The organism is Candidatus Lokiarchaeota archaeon (assembly GCA_014730275.1).
Taxonomy (GTDB): domain Archaea; phylum Asgardarchaeota; class Thorarchaeia; order Thorarchaeales; family Thorarchaeaceae; genus WJIL01.
The window spans coordinates 1-18973 of the sequence record WJIL01000100.1 but is presented as its reverse complement, the minus strand read 5'-3'; the positions used below and the strand labels follow the sequence as shown (position 1 = coordinate 18973).

9 protein-coding genes are annotated in these 18973 nt (G+C 45.0%); all 9 read left to right on the top strand.

Annotated elements, in window-relative coordinates:
• The first annotated feature begins 256 nt into the window (after positions 1–256).
• Positions 257–1318, top strand: a complete 1062-nt coding sequence (locus tag GF309_11345; protein ID MBD3159375.1) for a hypothetical protein — start codon at positions 257–259, stop codon at positions 1316–1318.
• A gap of 73 nt (positions 1319–1391) precedes the next feature.
• On the top strand, positions 1392–3224 hold the full coding sequence (locus GF309_11340; GenBank protein MBD3159374.1) for a hypothetical protein: 1833 nt from the start codon (positions 1392–1394) through the stop codon (positions 3222–3224).
• Positions 3225–3525: 301 nt separating this feature from the next.
• Positions 3526–5508, top strand: coding sequence for an excinuclease ABC subunit UvrB (gene uvrB, locus GF309_11335; protein MBD3159373.1), 1983 nt, complete (start codon positions 3526–3528; stop codon positions 5506–5508).
• The gene (gene uvrA / locus GF309_11330; protein MBD3159372.1) at positions 5509–8406 is read left to right on the top strand and encodes an excinuclease ABC subunit UvrA; all 2898 of its coding nucleotides are present in this window, start codon (positions 5509–5511) and stop codon (positions 8404–8406) included.
• Positions 8403–11282 (top strand): excinuclease ABC subunit UvrA, encoded by a 2880-nt coding sequence (gene uvrA, locus GF309_11325; protein MBD3159371.1) that lies wholly within the window; start codon positions 8403–8405, stop codon positions 11280–11282. Before uvrA (GF309_11330) ends, uvrA (GF309_11325) begins: the two co-directional genes overlap by 4 nt.
• Positions 11283–11445: 163 nt before the next feature.
• Positions 11446–15828, top strand: coding sequence for a leucine-rich repeat protein (locus GF309_11320; protein ID MBD3159370.1), 4383 nt, complete (start codon positions 11446–11448; stop codon positions 15826–15828).
• A gap of 4 nt (positions 15829–15832) precedes the next feature.
• Complete coding sequence (locus GF309_11315) at positions 15833–16183, top strand: hypothetical protein (protein MBD3159369.1); 351 nt, start codon at positions 15833–15835, stop codon at positions 16181–16183.
• Between the two features lie 174 nt (positions 16184–16357).
• Positions 16358–16672 carry a hypothetical protein gene (locus GF309_11310; GenBank protein ID MBD3159368.1) on the top strand — a complete coding sequence of 105 codons (315 nt, stop codon included), beginning with the start codon at positions 16358–16360 and terminating at the stop codon, positions 16670–16672.
• A 103-nt stretch (positions 16673–16775) separates the two neighbouring features.
• On the top strand, positions 16776–18973 hold a 2198-nt coding region (locus GF309_11305; GenBank protein MBD3159367.1), incomplete at its 3' end, for a hypothetical protein.

The following is an 18973-nucleotide window of genomic DNA, read 5'->3' as shown; positions in this document are numbered from 1 at the left end:
GTATCCCTGTAGTTTTGTGGTTTATGAAGAAGACGGGAAGATTTTCGTTGGTCATGCCTCAATCATGAAAGCAGCTGTTGAGCTGGGTTTGGCTCCAGAGGACGAAATGGCTGCAGTTCTCGAAGAGACCGGAAAGCGAATTGGTAAAGTCTGGGATGACCTCTGATTCTCTTCCCTCTCATCCAGTGGGGTTCTGACTATCTTCTGTTAGGGAGAATTTCCTGTGGTCCATTAGAATGACGGGCTATGCTGTGATATGATGAAGTCCACTACAATTCCGGAGTTGCTGGATGTCCTGATTGAGAAAGACGAAACGCTGACCATTCAAGGCTGGAGTGAAAGGAATGGACAAAGCGTAGCTATCTCCGTAGATATCGGGGGTAAGAGAATCAGAACCGTCGAGGAAATAGATGATAAAGAAATCGTTCAAATGGCGTGGTCCGCTGGAATGCTCGCTTCTGCTAGTGAGGGGAAGCTGACCAAGAGAATAGAGAACAACTTTCAGAATTCTGGGAAACGTTCAATCATACTTACTTTGGATACGAATTTAGTCATTGCCCGGTTTTATCCGAATTATGTTCGGAATAATGGTCACGAGCTTCTTGGCCATGTGACTCCAATCTTGGTTGTTCCTGGGGCTGTGGATCATGAGCTGCACTACATGTTGAATCACAGTATCAGTGATGAAATCGCCTTCATCGAGAAAATGGAAGACGAAATAAAATCTGATAATAATCTATACACTCTTCTCTTTGGGTCTTCAACGGGTTCGAAAGGAGACGATGATTCGATTGATTTGTTTGGCCTTCCTTCTGATTATGGAAGAGTGGGCATGAAGGGAATACGTGAGGAAAGGCGTCTGCAAGAAGAATATCCCACTATCAAGAGTATGCCTTCTCACCTTTACTACTCAGAACGTATTCAGTCAGAGGGCAAGCTGGTGGATGCAGTCTTTGATAGTTTGATTCGGTACGAAACTCAATTCTTAGAAAAGAACACCGATAGCAGGGTTCTGTTTCTCACTGCTGACAAACACCAGCATGTTACAGCTCTGAACGAAGGAATGGAGAGCATCATCATTGAGCAGCCGGTTGAACCTCAGGCTCTGAATGATATTGATGAGAATCGATTTGATTTCGAGCATATTGCACGTTTCTTGGAGGAATTGCTCGTATATTCTCCTGCTCTGAAGGTGACAGCCGGTGATTCCACTGCGTATTTGGCCGCTGCTTGGAAAGGAATGACAACAGAAGGAATCAGGCGTGACAAAATTAGGTGTGTTCTCAATGGGGAGCTTTCGACTATAAACGTCAACTGAGTGGTTAAGTCCCCAGGGAACTGCCCCGAAAACTAAATCAGAATAGAATCAATAATAATCTCTAGTGTTGAAGATGGTGAAGCGGGGGTTATTTTTCGTTGTACTGCTATTGGTGCCAGTCCCAGTTTTGCAGGTTCCGATGAGGATACCATCTTCGTTAGAAGGTGATTCTCATTTTGTTGAATTCTCTCAGCCCAGGGTATCATCAGAGGATACAATAGTCATCTCTTCAAAGTCTGACTTTGAAACATGGTCATCAAGCGGAAATGGGACCGAAGAGGATCCGTATCTGATTGAAGGGATGTACATAAGCGGCGTTAGCCCCGCATTGGTATTTGAGAATACTAGCTACCATTTCATTCTCAGAAACTCTAGCTTCACTGGAGATGGGTTCAACGATAATCTTTTGTTGGATTACCATTTTTTTATATATCCTCAATCTGCGATAGTTATTCTAAACAATATTAGCAATGGGAGAATAGTGAACTGCTCCACGAGTAATGATTCTGCTGGTATTTTTATACAAAATTCTGACGATTGCAGAGTCATCAACAGCTCGGTCGCCCTTTCAGGATGTGGAATCCTTCTTGAGAATTCTACCTCCTGTGTTGTTCGCAACTGCGCAGTTAGCGATTCGTTCTACGGAATCGGTCTGCGAGAATCGTCTTCATCTCAAATAATGGAAAACACACTATCGAATTGTACCAAGTCCGCCATTTATCTCTCTCAGACAACTACCTGTTGCATTATTAAAAACACAATTGCAAGTGGGGGAATAGAATTTGCCAGATCTGATGACCAACCTCAACTGTATTTTGAGCATGAAATCCGGATGAATCAGCTTGGGGGCCACCCGATTCTCTATCTTCGTCAGAATCATAGTTCAATGTTGAATTGTCGCGACTACTCTCAAGTAATCATAGTTGATTCAGAAGGCATTACCCTGACAGATGGAGATTTCAAAAATGTATCAAACGCCGTTCTGCTAGCGTTTTCACCTAGATGCAGAGTTATGGATAGCGTGTTTTCGTTCTCAGATTGCGGGATTTGGATCCACGAATCAGATAATTGCAGCATCAAGAACACTTCGACAATGTTTTGTAATGTTGCTGTTAAGGTGACTGCATCTGGATATTTCACAGCCAGTAAGAACCAATTCTCATTCTGCAATCAAGGTTGCTCTTTTTTCAACGCATCCGATTGTATCATTTCTACAAACGAAATCGATTTGGTGAAAGGCTATTTCCGCGCAAGTGGTATCTGGGCATATTACTCTCCTAGGCTATCTATTCTCAACAACTCAATGCATTTGGATATGAATCGCACGAACAACCAAGTAAACCCACACGAAATTGAAATAAATCCGAACATAGCTGGAGGAACCAGCAATCCAATTGATACATTCATTCCGGAACTTACGCCCGTACCCCACTATATGTCCGGTGTAGCCATCCATAGTATGGATCAGGTCTTCATTCAAGATAACAACATAACCGGATTCTCCTATGGCGTCCATATGGCCGGCTGCAGTTCATGTGTCATAGTTCAAAACCAGTTCCAGAAAATTGTTCATTCATGTGTTACCCTCTTACGATCTTGTACAGACAATGTCATCTATGGGAATAGCTTTGCTGCCGAAAGCGCTCCTTTCGCAGAAGACTACGGGAGAGGAAACATATGGTATAACACTACAGCTGGTGGTAACTACTGGAGCAACTATGGGGGCTGGGGACCGTATTTGATTGGTGGAAACGCATCAAGCATTGACTGGTATCCAAACGGGCAGAATGCATTTTTGCACATAGCGATTACAGTTGTCATTGTATTTGGCCTTCTGGGCCTTCTAGGGATTTGGGGAGCAAACTACTACTACAACAAAACTGAAGCAAAATCACTTTCCGCATGAGCATACCCGTGTTGGAAGCTAGACAACTTGCGGAGTTGATGGTGACTAACACAACGACGGATCCACGGGTGTTGCTGAAACTCTTTAATATTTCCAAAATAGGGCAATATCATCGCCTAAGGATGACGGAGTTGTTAGTTTCGCCGACCTCTCTACTTGTAACTTGTTCATGTCATCGAACTCATAGATTGCGGAAGTCACTAGAAATCCTCATCTCTGATTTCGTGCGTTGTTTGGGTTACACACACCACAAATATTACTAGCGTTTGGGTGCGTGCCGGGTCTACCGAGGTTGGAGCAGATGGCAGACTTCAAGCTACAAGCACCGTTCGAACCGACTGGCGATCAACCGCAGGCCATCGACCGTTTGATGGAGGGGCTTGAAAGCGGGCTTGACCATCAAACACTCCTCGGAGTCACGGGGAGCGGCAAGACCTTCACAATGGCGAACGTGATTGAGGAGTACGGCCGGCCAACCCTGGTGCTCTCCCACAACAAGACGCTCGCGGCGCAACTCGCTTCGGAGTATCGGGAGTTCTTCCCTAACAATGCCGTGGAGTATTTCGTTTCTTACTACGACTACTACCAGCCAGAAGCATACGTGCCATCAAAAGATATGTACATCGAGAAGGAAGCGGATATCAACCGGGAGATTGAGCGGCTGCGCAACTCCACGACGCGCTCGCTGCGAACCCGCGAAGATGTTATCGTTATCGCGTCGGTATCGTGCATCTACGGCCTCGGCAACCCGGAGGAGTACGAGAAGCTCTCGATGATGGTGGAGGTGGGGGATGAGGTAGAGCGACGGGAGCTACTGGAACAGCTTGTTGCAATGCAATACAACCGAAACGATATGGAGATTGAACCTGGCGTGTTCAGGGTACGGGGTGACGTGATTGACGTCTATCCTGGATATTCAAAGGATGCGGTCAGAATCGAACTTGATGGCGATGAAGTATCTCGGATATCTCACCTACAAGGATTGACATCTCGACGGTTACACGACCAGACCTGGACTGTTATTCACCCAGCACGACATCATGTTGCTCGTCATGAGCGGATCCTGGAGTGTCTTGACGAGATAGAAGCGGACATGGAAGACCAGGTTGAGTGGTTCAAGCAGCAAGGCAAACTCGTGGAAGCCCAGCGAATCAAACGACGCACGCGTTACGATCTAGAAATGCTGCGGGAGACTGGCTGGTGCAGCGGTATAGAGAATTATTCGCGATACATAGACGGTCGAGCAAAAGGTCAGCGCCCGTACACTCTTCTTGACTACTTCCCCGATGAGTTTCTGATGATCATTGATGAGAGCCATATGACCATACCGCAGGTCAGGGGAATGTACAACGGGGACAGATCGCGAAAGCAAAACTTAGTGGATTATGGTTTCAGACTCCCATCAGCACTAGATAATCGCCCCCTGAAATTCGAAGAGTTTCAAGAATTCATGAATCACGTCATCTACACGACTGCTACGCCTGGTCCATATGAGACTAAACGAAGTGCACAGATTGTTGAGCAGCTCATTCGACCAACTGGTCTCGTAGACCCAGAAGTCGAAGTACGCCCAGTGAAGAATCAGGTCGATGACCTCCTTGATGCTATCCACAAAACAGTGGAGCTTGGGGATAGGGTCTTAGCGACCACCCTCACCAAGAAAACCGCTGAGATGCTGTCGGAATACCTCATCGAGAACGGTGTCAAGGCACGATATCTCCACTCAGATATCGGAACGGTCGAACGGATTGAAATCATCCGCGATCTGCGGCTGGGCAAGTTCGATGTACTTGTTGGCATCAACCTCCTCAGAGAAGGGCTTGACCTTCCAGAAGTGTCACTTGTTGCTATACTAGATGCCGACAAGGCGGGTTTCCTTCGGAGTGAATGGTCACTGATTCAAACCATGGGTCGTGCAGCAAGAAACGTTAATGCTCGCGTGATTCTGTATGGTGATCATATTTCCGACGCTATGCGCGCAGCCATTGACGAAACCAACCGCCGTCGCAAATATCAGCTCAAATACAACCAGGAGCACAATATCACACCGCAGTCGATAAAGAAGTCGGTTAAGGACATAGCACAGGGCATGCCATCACAGCAGAAGAAAGAACAGCTCAAGCTTGAGGACTTTGACCTGGTTGACTTGGAAATCATGAATGACCGGATTGTAAAGCTTGAAGAAGAGATGAAGGATGCAGCACAGAAGCTTGAGTTTGAACGTGCGGCACAGATTAGAGATCACATTAGAGAACTGAAAGCAAGAATCGAGGACACCCAATAGATGAAGATACTCACCGAACAAGACGAACGGCAAGGCGAAGCCGAATTTGATGGTCCCCAGTCAATAGTGATACATGGGGCTGCTGAACATAATCTAAAGCACATCGATGTAGAGATACCCAGAAACAGCTTCACGGTGGTTACTGGAATCTCCGGATCTGGCAAGTCAAGCCTTGTCTTTGATACACTATTTGCAGAAGGGCAGCGACGTTTTGTAGAATCTCTTTCTTCCTATGCCAGACAGTTTCTGGGTATGTTGGAGAAGCCGCAGGTCGATTATATGTCCGGCCTATCACCTTCCATATCAATCGATCAGAAAAGTGCGGGTAGCAACCCACGAAGTACCGTAGGAACAGTAACTGAAGTGTTCGATTTCTTGCGCTTGCTCTTTGCCCGAGTTGGAACACCACATTGCCCTGAATGCGGAACGGAAATCAAGCCACAGACCGCCCAGCAAATTGTAAACCAAATTATGGATTTGGAAGAAGGACTTCGGATTCTAATCATGGCTCCTATCGTACGGGGCAGAAAAGGCGAATATCGGAAGGAATTCGAAGAACTCATCCAAAAGGGGTTTGTTCGTGCTCGGGTAGACGGCGAATTGCGAACACTCGAACAGGGAATCTCTCTCGACCGGTATTTCGAGCATACTATTGAAGTGATACTTGACAGAGTACGGGTGACGCATTCTAACCGTAGTAGGATTTCTGAAGCTGTTGAGACCGCTTTGGATATGGCTGATGGTACTGTCAGTGTACTGGTGAATGACGATACGATAACTCTCTCAGAGAGATTCGCTTGTGTTGATTGTGGTATCAGCTTGCCAGAAATGGAACCTCGTCTTTTCTCATGGAATACGCCCCATGGTGCTTGTGAAAACTGTACTGGACTGGGTACTGTACGCGAGATTGACGTTGACCTAGTTATTCCTGACAAGTCACTTTCCATTTCGGGGGGTGCAATCAAACCTTACGGCTGGGCAAGGAAATCGAGCAGTTTGAAAGCAGTGGCCCAGAAATATGGCTTTTCGATGGACACCTCGTGGATGGACCTCACGGAGAGCCAGAAATCGAAGGTCTTGTGGGGCACTGGTGATGAAGAAGTAGTTGTGAAGTGGAAGCACGGTGATGACCCAAACAAGACGCAGTGGGAAGGTACCTCAGTTTCTCCCTACGAAGGAATGATACCTTACATGTGGCGAAACTACAACAAGACGAAGAGTTCTCGAATCCGAAGAAAGCTTGAACGTTTCATGGTAGAGAGACCATGTCCTGAGTGTGATGGCAATCGAATCCGTCCAGTATCACAGGCTGTAAGATTCAGGGGCAAGAGCATAACCGATTTGAATCAGATGTCGATTCGTGACCTCCGTAGTTTCTTTGATAGCATCGAGCTTGGCAAGCGAGAGAGACCCATTGCATACCCCATCTTCAAGGAGATTGCCAGCAGGATTCGATTTCTCTCCGAAGTGGGTCTTGACTACCTAACACTTGACCGTCGAGCTCCAACTCTTGCGGGAGGAGAATCACAGCGGATTCGGCTAGCCAGTCAAATAGGTTCGAATCTAGTTGGTGTCACCTATGTGTGTGATGAACCTTCAATTGGCCTTCATCAACGGGATAATCTGCGACTTCTGAATTCCTTGACTCGCCTTAGGGATCAGGGCAACACAATCGTTGTTGTTGAGCACGACGAATCTACCATCAGAGCTGCTGATCATATCGTGGATTTAGGTCCAGGGGCAGGTGATGAAGGCGGCGAAGTTGTCGTGTCAGGCACGATGGATGATCTTCTCTCATGTGACGAATCAATCACCAGTTCTTACCTTCGAGGTGATATGGAAATCGCGGTTCCTGAAGAGCGCAGGAGTTCCAACGGGAAGTTCATTGAAATCAAAGGTGCTCGACATCACAATCTGAAATCAATAGATGTTAGAATACCGCTTGGCGTTTTTGTCTCTGTGACTGGTGTTTCAGGTTCCGGCAAATCGAGTCTTATCACGGAAACCTTGCAGAGAGAGCTTGGTCGTCGCTTCCACAATTCTACTGCTGTTCCTGGAGAACATGATGAAATCGTGGGGGCAGATCAGCTGGACAAAGTTGTAGTAATTGATCAAAGTCCCATTGGTCGAACACCAAGATCCAATCCTGGAACGTATACTGGCCTTTTCACTCCGATTCGGAAGCTCTTCGCAAGCCTTCCGGAATCCAAGATACGCGGCTACACCAAGAGTAGATTTAGCTTCAACGTGAAACCCGGCCGCTGTGAAAAATGCAAGGGCCGCGGAGTAGATGTTGTCGAGATGCAGTTCCTGCCTGAAGTAGAAGTCAAATGCAGTGAATGCAATGGACGGCGATATGACCGAGATACTCTGCAAATACGTTACAAAGGTAAAAACATTGCAGATGTTTTGGATATGCGAATCGACCAAGCATACGAATTCTTTGAGGATTTGCCAAAGATTCGCAAGAAGCTCAAGACATTGAAGGATGTCGGACTGGGGTATGTGAAAATCGGACAACCATCCACAACTCTGTCCGGAGGTGAAGCTCAGCGAATTAAGCTCAGCAAATATCTTTCCCGACCTGCGACGGGGCAGACACTGATTATGCTTGATGAGCCAACCACAGGCTTGCATTTTGATGATATCAAGAAACTCCTGAATGTGCTTCACCGACTTGTTGACATGGGAAACACCGTTGTTGTCATCGAGCACCAGCTTGACGTGGTCAAGACTGCTGACTGGATAATCGATCTGGGTCCTGAAGGAGGCGATGACGGTGGATACATTGTCGCTGAGGGAACCCCTGAACAGGTAGCCAGCAATGATGAATCATATACTGGAATCTACCTGCGAGAGCTTCTTGATACTGAATCAGATGGGAAGGATGAATCATGACTGGCCACATAAAAGTCAGAAAAGCGGAAGAGCACAATCTGAAGAAGATTGACGTAGACATACCGCGTGATAGGCTGGTCGTTGTTACAGGACCTTCCGGGTCCGGTAAATCAAGCTTGGTCTTTGATACTGTATTCTCTGAAGGCCAGAGGAGGTACGTTGAATCACTATCTTCCTATGCGCGCCGTTTTCTAGGTCGACTCGATAAACCCAAGGTTGAGAAGATTACAGGTCTTCCGCCTGCTATTTCGATTGAACAGAAGGGTGTTAGCAAAAATCCCCGAAGTACAGTTTCGACAAGCACTGAAATTCATGATTATCTCCGGTTGCTCTACGCCAATGTGGGAATTCCTCATTGTACAGAATGCGGTGACCCGATGGAACAGCTTACCGCCCAATCCGCAGCTAGGCTCTTACTAGATGAAAACGGTGGGGAGAGAATCTACATCTTAGCGCCTGCTGTGGAGGGTGAACGTGGCACTCAAGAAGATGTGTTGAGGGACCTGGTTCGAGATGGGTTTGTTAGAGCTAGAGTCAACGGCGAATTCAAGAGAATAGAGAAAATCGAGCTCGATGGTCGAAGAAGCCATGACATCGAAGTTGTTGTCGATCGAATAGAACTGAGCAAATCCAATCGCGAACGACTTGTAAGCTCTCTTGAGACCGCTATTGAATTCGGTGATGGCAAGGCAATCGTATCGCGGAAAGACCAAGATGACCTTGTATTCGCAGAACACCTCGTATGCCCAAAATGCGGTGTGCAATATGAAAAACTAGGTCCGAAGTCCTTTTCCTACAACACCCCGGAAGGAGCCTGCCCGACATGTAACGGCCTAGGAAGAACTATCGAAATCGACCCAGATCTTGTTGTTCCAAACAAGTCACTGAATCTCAGAGAAGGCGCTTTCAAACCATGGAAGAATACGAGTCGGCCTTGGCCTATGCAATTTCTAAAAGCTCTCGCAGAGAAAGGTGGTTTCTCATTAGACACACCATGGAATGAGCTTTCTGCGAAGGCGAAGGATATACTGTTGTGGGGACGCCCCTCTCTGAGAGTGAAGTTCAGTTATACTCGCCGCAGAAGCAAGGGTAGGAAAAAAACAACGACCGTTACGAGGACTTGGGAGGGCATGGTGAACCGTCTTGATAGACACCTCAATAGTGACTATCGCGAAGGTTACAAGAAGAAAATCATGAATACTTATGCTCGACAAACTGTATGTCCGAACTGTGGAGGTAAGAAGCTCAAAGCTGAGAGCTTGGCTGTAACAGTTGGCGAAAAATCGATTGACGAAATTACCTCGATGACAATTACTGACGCACTGGAATTCTTCGATAATCTGGAGCTTTCTGAGCGCGGTGAAAAAATCGCAAAGCTGATTCTGAAAGAAATCGTCTCGAGGCTCGAATTCATCACATCAGTTGGAGTCGAGTATCTAACCTTGGACCGTTCTTCTGCTACCCTTTCAGGTGGTGAAGCACAACGTATACGGCTTGCGACGCAAATTGGCTCAGCTCTAACTGGTGTTTTGTATTGCCTTGATGAACCTTCAATTGGGTTACATCCCCGTGACATCTCTAGACTGCTCAAGACGTTAACGGAATTGAGAAGCCTTGGAAATACAGTAGTGGTTATTGAACATGACAAGGATACCATTCAGGCTGCGGACCACATCATTGATCTTGGTCCTCGTGCTGGCATCCACGGTGGTGAGGTCGTCGCAGAGGGCCCACCAGCTGAGGTTCTTCAAGATCCCAAGTCCGTAACCGCGCAGTATCTGGCCGGTCAAAAGCAAATCCCTGTTCCTGAAAAGCGTAGGAACGGCAACGGTAAGTCCATTGTCATTCATGGATGCAAAGAGCACAATTTGAAAGACATAGATGTGGAGTTTCCCTTGGGTGTGTTTGCTTGTGTTACTGGAGTTTCAGGAAGTGGAAAGAGCACTCTACTGAATCAAACATTGTACCGTGCTTTGGCCCGTGAGATGAATGATGCATCTGCGAAACCGGGGGAACATGATTCGATTGAAGGCTTGGAGCACATAGACCGGGTAGTACTGGTTGATCAATCGCCTATCGGTAGGACTCCTCGATCAAACCCTGCAACATACACGAAGGTATTCAGATATATCAGGAAGCTCTTCGCTCGTATGCCTGAATCGAAAACCCGAGGATATGGAAAAACGCGATTCAGTTTCAATACACGAGCCGGTAGATGTGAAAAATGCAAGGGCAGTGGTATGCTGAAAGTAGAGATGCATTTTATGAGCGATGTCTATGTGACCTGTGATGTCTGTAATGGCCAGCGCTACGACAGGGAAACTTTAGAGGTCACCTATCGCGACAAGAACATCAACGACGTACTTTCTATGACCATCGAAGAGGCCCTCGAGTTCTTCTTAGACCTACCGAAAATCAAAGATCGGCTGCAAACACTTGCTGATGTGGGCTTGGGCTACCTTGAGCTGGGGCAACCATCCACAACACTCAGCGGGGGAGAAGCACAGCGGGTCAAGCTTTCAAAAGAATTGTCTCGACGAAGCCGAGGTCATACGCTCTATATCTTGGATGAGCCGACAACAGGTCTTTCCGCTTCTGATGTTCATGTATTGCTGAAGGTTCTGAACCGACTGGTTGATGCAGGCAATACCATCATCATGATTGAACACAATCAGGAAGTTGTGAAAACAGCCGACTGGATTATTGATCTGGGCCCGGAGGGGGGAGAAGAGGGTGGAAGGCTCGTCGCTGAAGGGACTCCAGAAGATGTCTGTGAAGTGGCATCTTCCTATACTGGCAACCACCTCCGGAAGACTCTCTACGGTCCAAAGGTGAGGAGAGGTCCAATTGTGGCAAAACCTAGTGAGACTACATAAAGGAACTCAATAAGCAACAGATTCCCACCGAGAAGAATAATAGGAAGAACTCACTATCATAATTCAGAAGGAACAATGATGGGCATGGGTTTAGTGGGAATTACTCCCGATTACAGCTACGGTTTTTCACATAATCGATCAAGGACGGAGTAGTGTTCTTGGTATGAGTGTGGAGCCCAGTGAGAGGATAGCGTGTGACTGGATAGACTATGTGACCTCTGTTGTAGTTCATCCCACTCAGGATATTCTCTTCGTAGGCACAAAGGATCAGGTTTTCGTATGGTATCGCAACAAAAGAAAGCTTCGCGCATTAGACGCTCACAAACAAGCCGATTATTCCGGCTGGCGGTCCATACGTGAAATCGCAGTTCATCCAGATGGAAACAAAGTAGCTAGTATTTACTCAAAAGGCGAATTAATCGTATGGGATTTAGATGGGTGCCAACCAATTAGAACTCTCACTCTTTCAGAAGATGAGGTTTCTGGGCGTGTTGATCTCCTCTGGTCGGACGATGGCAAAGATATACGCTTCTCGAATAGATCCGGCATAATCAATGTCCACGATATTTTCGACAAAGAAATCGAGAAGGAGAAAATGGATATTGAAAACATGTCTTCTCTGAGGTTCTCTCCATGCCGCAAAGAAGCCCTCGTTCTCCATGAGAATGGCGATACTGCCCTAATCGATATTGAATCCGGCGATATCAAGACTGAATTTGGAATGGAAGACTGGGAAATTGAGAATGTCAGATGGAATCCGCAAGGAACCCTTGTCGCAATGGTTCACACGCAGGGTACCATCGGGGTATGGTCTACCGAAGATGGTCAACCCCTCATGAAAAGCTATCGTGGAGATAGCAAAAGGTTGCATATCTCTTGGTCTCCTAATGGTAGATACCTGCTGGCTAGTAGTTCGGCAGCCAAAGGAAGATACTCTTTGCCATTGTTATGGGATCTCGCGACTGGTTTGCAGCATCAAGTTGCAAATCCCGATTTCACGCTTCGAAAGAGAATGGATAGGGAACTACAGAGGAAAAAGGGCGGAAGGAAAGCACTTTGGTGGAATGATGGTACTGAATTCTTGGTTTTTTCGGAAGGGAATCTTCTCTTTTACAAACTTGATGATCTGCCTTTTCCCTCTGAACCTGTCAACCATGTGAAAAGATTTCTTAATGAAATTGACAAGAAAGATTCCGCGTCATTAGATGATATTGATGTTCTTGAGCACCTAGAATCAGCATTGACCAATTTGCCTTACTGGACAACGAAACCAGAAGCTGATGCTTTTCTCAAAAAGGTCCGTGAGATTCTAGCTAAGAACAAGCACCCGAAAATTCCAATTTTTGATTTGATTGGCGTAACTGAGTATACTTGGCTTGAACCTTTGAATGAAGACCCTGCTTTGAGAGCTAATGAACGAGTTGTGCATGAGATTATCAAGTTCTGGAAATTTGTTCCTGAATATGAGAATTGGGACATTCTAACACTTCTATATCATCAAGAATGGCGAGAAAATGAATCATTATTGAATTTGGTCGCATCTATCATTGATGAAATTGGGATTTGGTTTCTATATGAAGCTGAAAACTATTCAGAAATAGTGGATTCTGAAATCGTAATAGATGCTATTGCCAAGTCAATTGTTGAAAACGAAGAGTGTGTCTATGAAGAAATGCACATGATAAACCTCCATGAGCCACTTAGAAACTCAGAAAAAATCACTGACGCATTTTTAGCTATTTCTGACAGATTGTATGATACCCTCAATGATTTCTGGAATATATGTGAAAAGCTCGATGGAACTGGGCTAACGTTTTGGGATCTCCTCGCTGAGATTAAGAATCTGGATCAATTGATGGAATATGATACGATTCAAAATATTCTCTATTCATTTGCACCGACAGTAGCAGAGCATTTGATTGGCTTACATGGCAGTATGGGCAGACACTACATTGGAGAAGCATTGGAAATCATTTGGGATATTCCTTCTGTGATAACCCATTTTGATGTCCAACTGGCTGTTTTGCATCTCATGAAGATTTGGACGTGGAATAGACTGCAATTCAATTTCGGGGAAAAAACGCTTGAAAACAACCGTATGATGAATAGCTTCCTTATCCAAATAGGGTTCTCTCAGATTGACGAAGAATACTCCGTGCCCGAACCGGAATACATTGAAACGCACATGAAGCAGCTTAAACGGGGAATAAGAAAGAGCAGAATTCCTTGGATTGCAGCTACTGAGGTCTTCGATATAGATGATATTATGTCGGACGAATCTGTCGTGAATGAACTCAAAGCAAGGTACAACGACATAGCTGAAGTGATTCGTGAAACACGCTACGCGCTAAACATTGCTCTAGATATTTACAGGAACCCTCTTCTTATGAAATCAGAATCTGTTCGTGCTGCCCTTGAAGACCGACAGAAGGACATTCTTGGTTTTGTGTTGTGGGACAGTATTGAATCTGAAAGCCTCTTTCGCTCTGTGATAAAGAACGAGCTAGATTTTGATGACCTAATTAGCATACAGGGTCAAATCCTGCGGAAAGATACGAGAACATTACGCGTGAAACAGCTTTCTGGGGGAAATTTATCAAAAGTCGAAGAATTGAATGAACTAGAACGTGTTCAAATGGAAGATGTTGGACTTACATCCATTGACCTGAGCTACTTTGAAGAATGTGAGAAGCTTGAATGGTTAAAGCTATCCGGGAACAAGCTAACATCCGTAGATTTAGAGCCGCTGTCTAGTTTATCGAATCTAAGTGTTCTCGAATTTGCAGACAACGATCTAACAGATATTGACTTGTCACCTCTCTCTGGAACAAATATCAGGACCCTAGTTTTGTCTGGAAATTCCCTTTCTGAAATTGACTTGAGCCCACTGAGTGAGACCCCCGTAAAACATCTCATATTGTCAAGGAACAACCTGAACTCAATCGATTTGAGTTCGCTAAGCAAGTGCCCCATTACTATTCTCGATCTGAATCACAATATACTGAAATCAATCGACTTGTCCGTTCTACAAAGGCATGAACTTGAGCAGCTGTATTTGGGATCAAACAACCTCACATCGATTAATTGGAGCCACCTGGAGAATCAGGAAGAACTTCAGGAGTTGGACCTATCAGGAAACCAGATTGAATCATTTGAATTAGGCCATATGGCGAAATTTAGATGTATTGCTTGGATTAATCTCACGGATAATCCAATACCTTTTGTTGATGTCACTCCTGTAACAGAGGCTTGGTACCCCCGCGGTCTTGTAGTAAGTCAAGAGTTTAACCCCCAAAAGCGGCAATCTGATTATGGACCGCCTGTCCTGCTTCAGTTATCGCCTACTACCCGCGCAATTATTGATTCAAGAATATTGGATAATCTTGAGCCAAGGCGTTATTACAATGAGGAGGGATTTGATGAAGCTAGGCTTGAAGCAGTTCCAGGAGCTGAAATCTCTCGAATAATAGTGCAGAAGTCGGGATGGAAGAAACTAAGAGAGAGATTTGACGGTCTTTCCATTCCTATTGCTGTTAGCACGCTTGGGATGCCCGAGTTTTCGGGACTCCAAGCTGATTCAGTTTCACTTCTTGAAGGCATACCTCCCTCGGTGAATTTCGAGGAAGGTCAGGCAATAGCTTATGACAATGCTATCGAGCTTCTTGAAAAGCAGATTGAAAACAATGGTTCTACCCTGAATTTTGAAATCGATTGCATGAAAAATACAGGTGCTGCGGTACTGATACCCGCTCTTATCGAATTACGCAAACGAGAAGTAGAATCGATCCAGCTGGAATTTTCCAGTGGGAATGACAAAGTGAATCTCGAAGAACTTAGGAACACGTACTATGGGCGTGAAGTTCTTTCCTCTCTCGACATTTCCTATCGAGCTACACTCGAGGAGATCAAGCAAATCCAAGCTGTTTTTGATGAAACAGGGATTAATTTGAATGACCCGATTCGTATAGGGTCGGATAATGATGCCCCGAAAGAAGTAATGAGCAAGCATGATACTCAATCTCACGGAAATCAGAAGCAAGCAACAAGGAGGGACAATGTAAAGAATTGGGAAAAGGAGTATATCCGAGTTAAAGTTGAATCAGAATTGAATACCTACAACATTGAAGACTGGCTAAAACTCACTCAATCAATAGATGTGTTCAACGATACGAAAGGCACAAGAAAGGCATGGTTCAACAAACACAGGAATTATATGGAAACAGCTAGGGAGATTGTAGGGTTCGTAGAAGGGTGGACAGATAGACTTCGAGATGATCAGATTTTGTATCCTCTTAGAAAAGGGGCGATTCGAGAAACAGTAGTTGAGGTAGTTCAAGATGCACAAAAGGAGAGAGGAATTGAAGAAGGTACGCTCGATGTCATTAAGGCCGCGGCAATAAAGACATTGGTAGAATTTGCGGATGAACCAAAACGGCTGGAAGAGGATTCCCATAAGAAAAGGGAGGAACTAGGCAATATGTCCAAGAGGCGGTCTGACTCTAGTGAGGATAGCACATATCAAACAAAGATTTTTGATGGGGAGTGAATTCATGAAAATACGAGCCGGGTTCGTCACAAACAGCAGCGCCACACTCTATATGGTTCGCAATACTTCGGATCGCACTAAGACCGTTTTGGATTTGATGAAAGAGGCTGCTAGAGGCGACTGGTACTATCGTGGAGTATTGGGACGAAATCATCGTGTAGGGTTTGATGGCGTTCAAGTGGATAAGTATTCAAGCTGGGACGAGTTCCAAGAAGCGATGGAACGAGAAAGGACGATTCCTCCCCATGGTACCATAGAGATTCGGATTTGGTATAGCGATGGTGGTCCTTTCTTCTGTATGAATGGCTTGCATGAAGGTCAACGAGGATGTTTCATCATCAAGGGGTATCATTAGAAGCTCTTGATTCAAGATTCACTCTTTTAGTGGTCTCCAATTGCAGCATCGTTTTGGACGAAAGGCAAATATACTAGATTTCGCTAATTATGCGAAAGAAAGACAGGCGCTTTCTACAGGTGGACATCGAGGGTGGATGTCAAATAGAGAAGACAATCTCTGGAGAATATTCATGTGAAAATGCGAATAGGCTTTGTTACAAACAGTAGCTCTTCATTTTACAGGGTAAAGAACACAAGCTATGAAGTAAAGACCATGTTAGATTTGTTAAACGAAGCAGCTATGGGCGAATGGCATCTCATGAAACAAATTGACTTTGAGTTCCCAAGCCCAAAAGAAATAGAGGAAGCGGTAGAGAAACTTGAGACCTTCTTTCCAGGTTCCAAGAGAACCATATCCATTGCATGGGGTGAGGGGGAGCCAATCTATTGTCCTGCAGGTTTAGATTGGGGCTCCACAGATAGTTTTCAAATTCAGATACTTGAATGATACGGGTTGCAACGTTCTATGAATATGCTATTTCTTGTTCGGTTGAACGGAGCACACAGACTCCTATTCTGTGGTTTTGATAGTAGTGAAGGGAGCTGATACCATGGCCAGAACGATTGACGAGATTGTGCAGATCATAGAAGGGGATGATCAAGAAATTTGGAACGATGAAGAATTTTGGACTGCTTTTTGGGAAGAAGATATCATCACCATTCTTGAACATCCCGAGCTTGTAGACAATCCTGCTGTTGCGGAGTTCATGGAGTATTTGGAATTCTATGAAATAGGTGAAAACTTTGGGGTTTCTGAGCGAGAAATCCTGCACCACGTCACGAAGAATCATGAATGGTTGGAAATCGGTGGTCTACAACGTGAGATCAGTTGGATGATGGAACGATTCTTCGGGAGATTTCAAGAGGCATCTGAAGTAAAGAAAGAGCTAGAGAACAATCCGGATTTTCCTTTATGGCTCACTATTGCAGTAGAAAATGCAGGTATCGAGTATTTTGATCTGTTTCATATTCTCGGGCTCATTAGCGACATCCCTGAGCTCGTCTCCAGGCCTAGTATCAAGAAAGCCATTTTGTCTAGAACAGAAGAAATCGTCAAGGTCTTACGCAACAAGAACCCCTCTGAGCATCGAGAGTTCTCTTCTTTGGATGCAATCAAAGCCATGAAGGGAATTGAATATCTTCTTAAAGACAAAAGAATTCGCACCTTTCTCAAAGAAGAAGCAACTCTGGTTGCAAAATACATTTGTGGAATGAGTGGTAGAGGCATTAGTGGACCTCTTCTCAGTCGACGAATACTCCATTGGGATGAGGGAGTTGAGCAAACGCTCAACATCATCCTCGGAATTCAAGAGTTCACAACAGATTTCGACATGAAGCTAGCATTATTGTATTTTTTGAGAGATAAACTAGGTGCCGGCAAACGTCGTAAATGGTTGAGAAAAATCGCTCATGATGATGTTCTGGGTTCTGACCCGTTGATTCAAGAAGCTATTCTTCAACTTGATAGTACTTGCTTCAATGCAAGCTTTGATGATAACCCGGAATTCACTGATGGCTACGTAGAAGAGATAGCTGATGAAATAAGCCAAGCGGACCTGCCATGGATTGCATGTCTTGAGATATCCCATTTGGATTCACTGTTTTCTATCAGCGTCATAAAAAATGAGCTTGAATCCCGGTTTGATGATATAGCCGAGGCGATTAGAGATTTTGATAACAGCTACACAGTCATCATGTCTATTTACAAAAATAGGTACCTTATGAAATCAGAAACAATCCGTGCGGCTATGGAGGAACAGGCTGATTGGATGCTTAGCCCGGGCTACTATCCGTATTTCAGAAACCCGGATGAAGCCCAGTTATTCATAGGGATTCTAACTAATGATATACATTATGAAGATACCATTGACATTGGAGGCAAGGCTGTTGATAAAAATGCAAAGACTGTGAGTATCGCAGGTGAACATAAACAGATTGACCTGTCAGGGATTTCAGAACTCCCCAGATTGAGGACTCTGAATCTTGAGGATATTGGCCTTGAAGGGGTCGATTTGTCAGAGTTGGCTAATTGCAAGCAATTGTGGATGCTAAAGCTTTCTGGAAATAATCTTCGCTCAATCGATTTGACACCTTTGTCCGGGCTGGAGGATCTTAATATTGTTGAAATTGCTGATAACTCGTTGGATGAAATTGATTTGTCTCCCTTGGCGGGAATGAATCTCGGCACTGTTTCTCTCGCTGGAAACAACCTTTCCGAGTTGAATCTTCACCCTTTCGGTCATTCGATTCGTCTGTATCTCTCGAGGAATAACCTGAAATCCATCGATTTAGGCAACCTATCGAGCTGCGACATTTCTGCTCTCTACGTGGATCACAACCAACTAAGTCGCCTAGATTTTTCGTACATGCAAGACAAAGATGCATTGCATCAATTGAATGCAAGCTCTAATCAACTAAAAACCATCGATCTGTCCCCTCTTAACAAATGCAAGTACCTCCGTCTGATTGATCTATCAAATAATCAACTGGAATCCTTCGATACTTCTCATCTCAGAGGATTAGAGAATCTGAATCTTGTCAACCTTCAGGACAATCCTATCAATGTCATAGACATAACTCCTATCGCAGATGAGTGGACACGACGAGGCATCAAGATTGTTGAACAGCGTCCTGAATTGAGTCTGATGGGCCATACTCTCCATTTACAGGTGTCTTCTGATAGCAAGGTTGTTATTGATGAAGAAGTCATTTCTAGATTGAAATCTGAAGGGTCGAAAATAGGTGAAGG

Bases quoted from the DNA above. Each gene is read 5' to 3' on its own strand.
- GF309_11345 (MBD3159375.1), top strand. From the start codon at position 257: ATGATGAAGTCCACTACAATTCCGGAGTTGCTGGATGTCCTGATTGAG.
- GF309_11340 (MBD3159374.1), top strand. From the start codon at position 1,392: ATGGTGAAGCGGGGGTTATTTTTCGTTGTACTGCTATTGGTGCCAGTC.
- uvrB (MBD3159373.1), top strand. From the start codon at position 3,526: ATGGCAGACTTCAAGCTACAAGCACCGTTCGAACCGACTGGCGATCAA.
- uvrA (MBD3159372.1), top strand. From the start codon at position 5,509: ATGAAGATACTCACCGAACAAGACGAACGGCAAGGCGAAGCCGAATTT.
- uvrA (MBD3159371.1), top strand. From the start codon at position 8,403: ATGACTGGCCACATAAAAGTCAGAAAAGCGGAAGAGCACAATCTGAAG.
- GF309_11320 (MBD3159370.1), top strand. From the start codon at position 11,446: ATGAGTGTGGAGCCCAGTGAGAGGATAGCGTGTGACTGGATAGACTAT.
- GF309_11315 (MBD3159369.1), top strand. From the start codon at position 15,833: ATGAAAATACGAGCCGGGTTCGTCACAAACAGCAGCGCCACACTCTAT.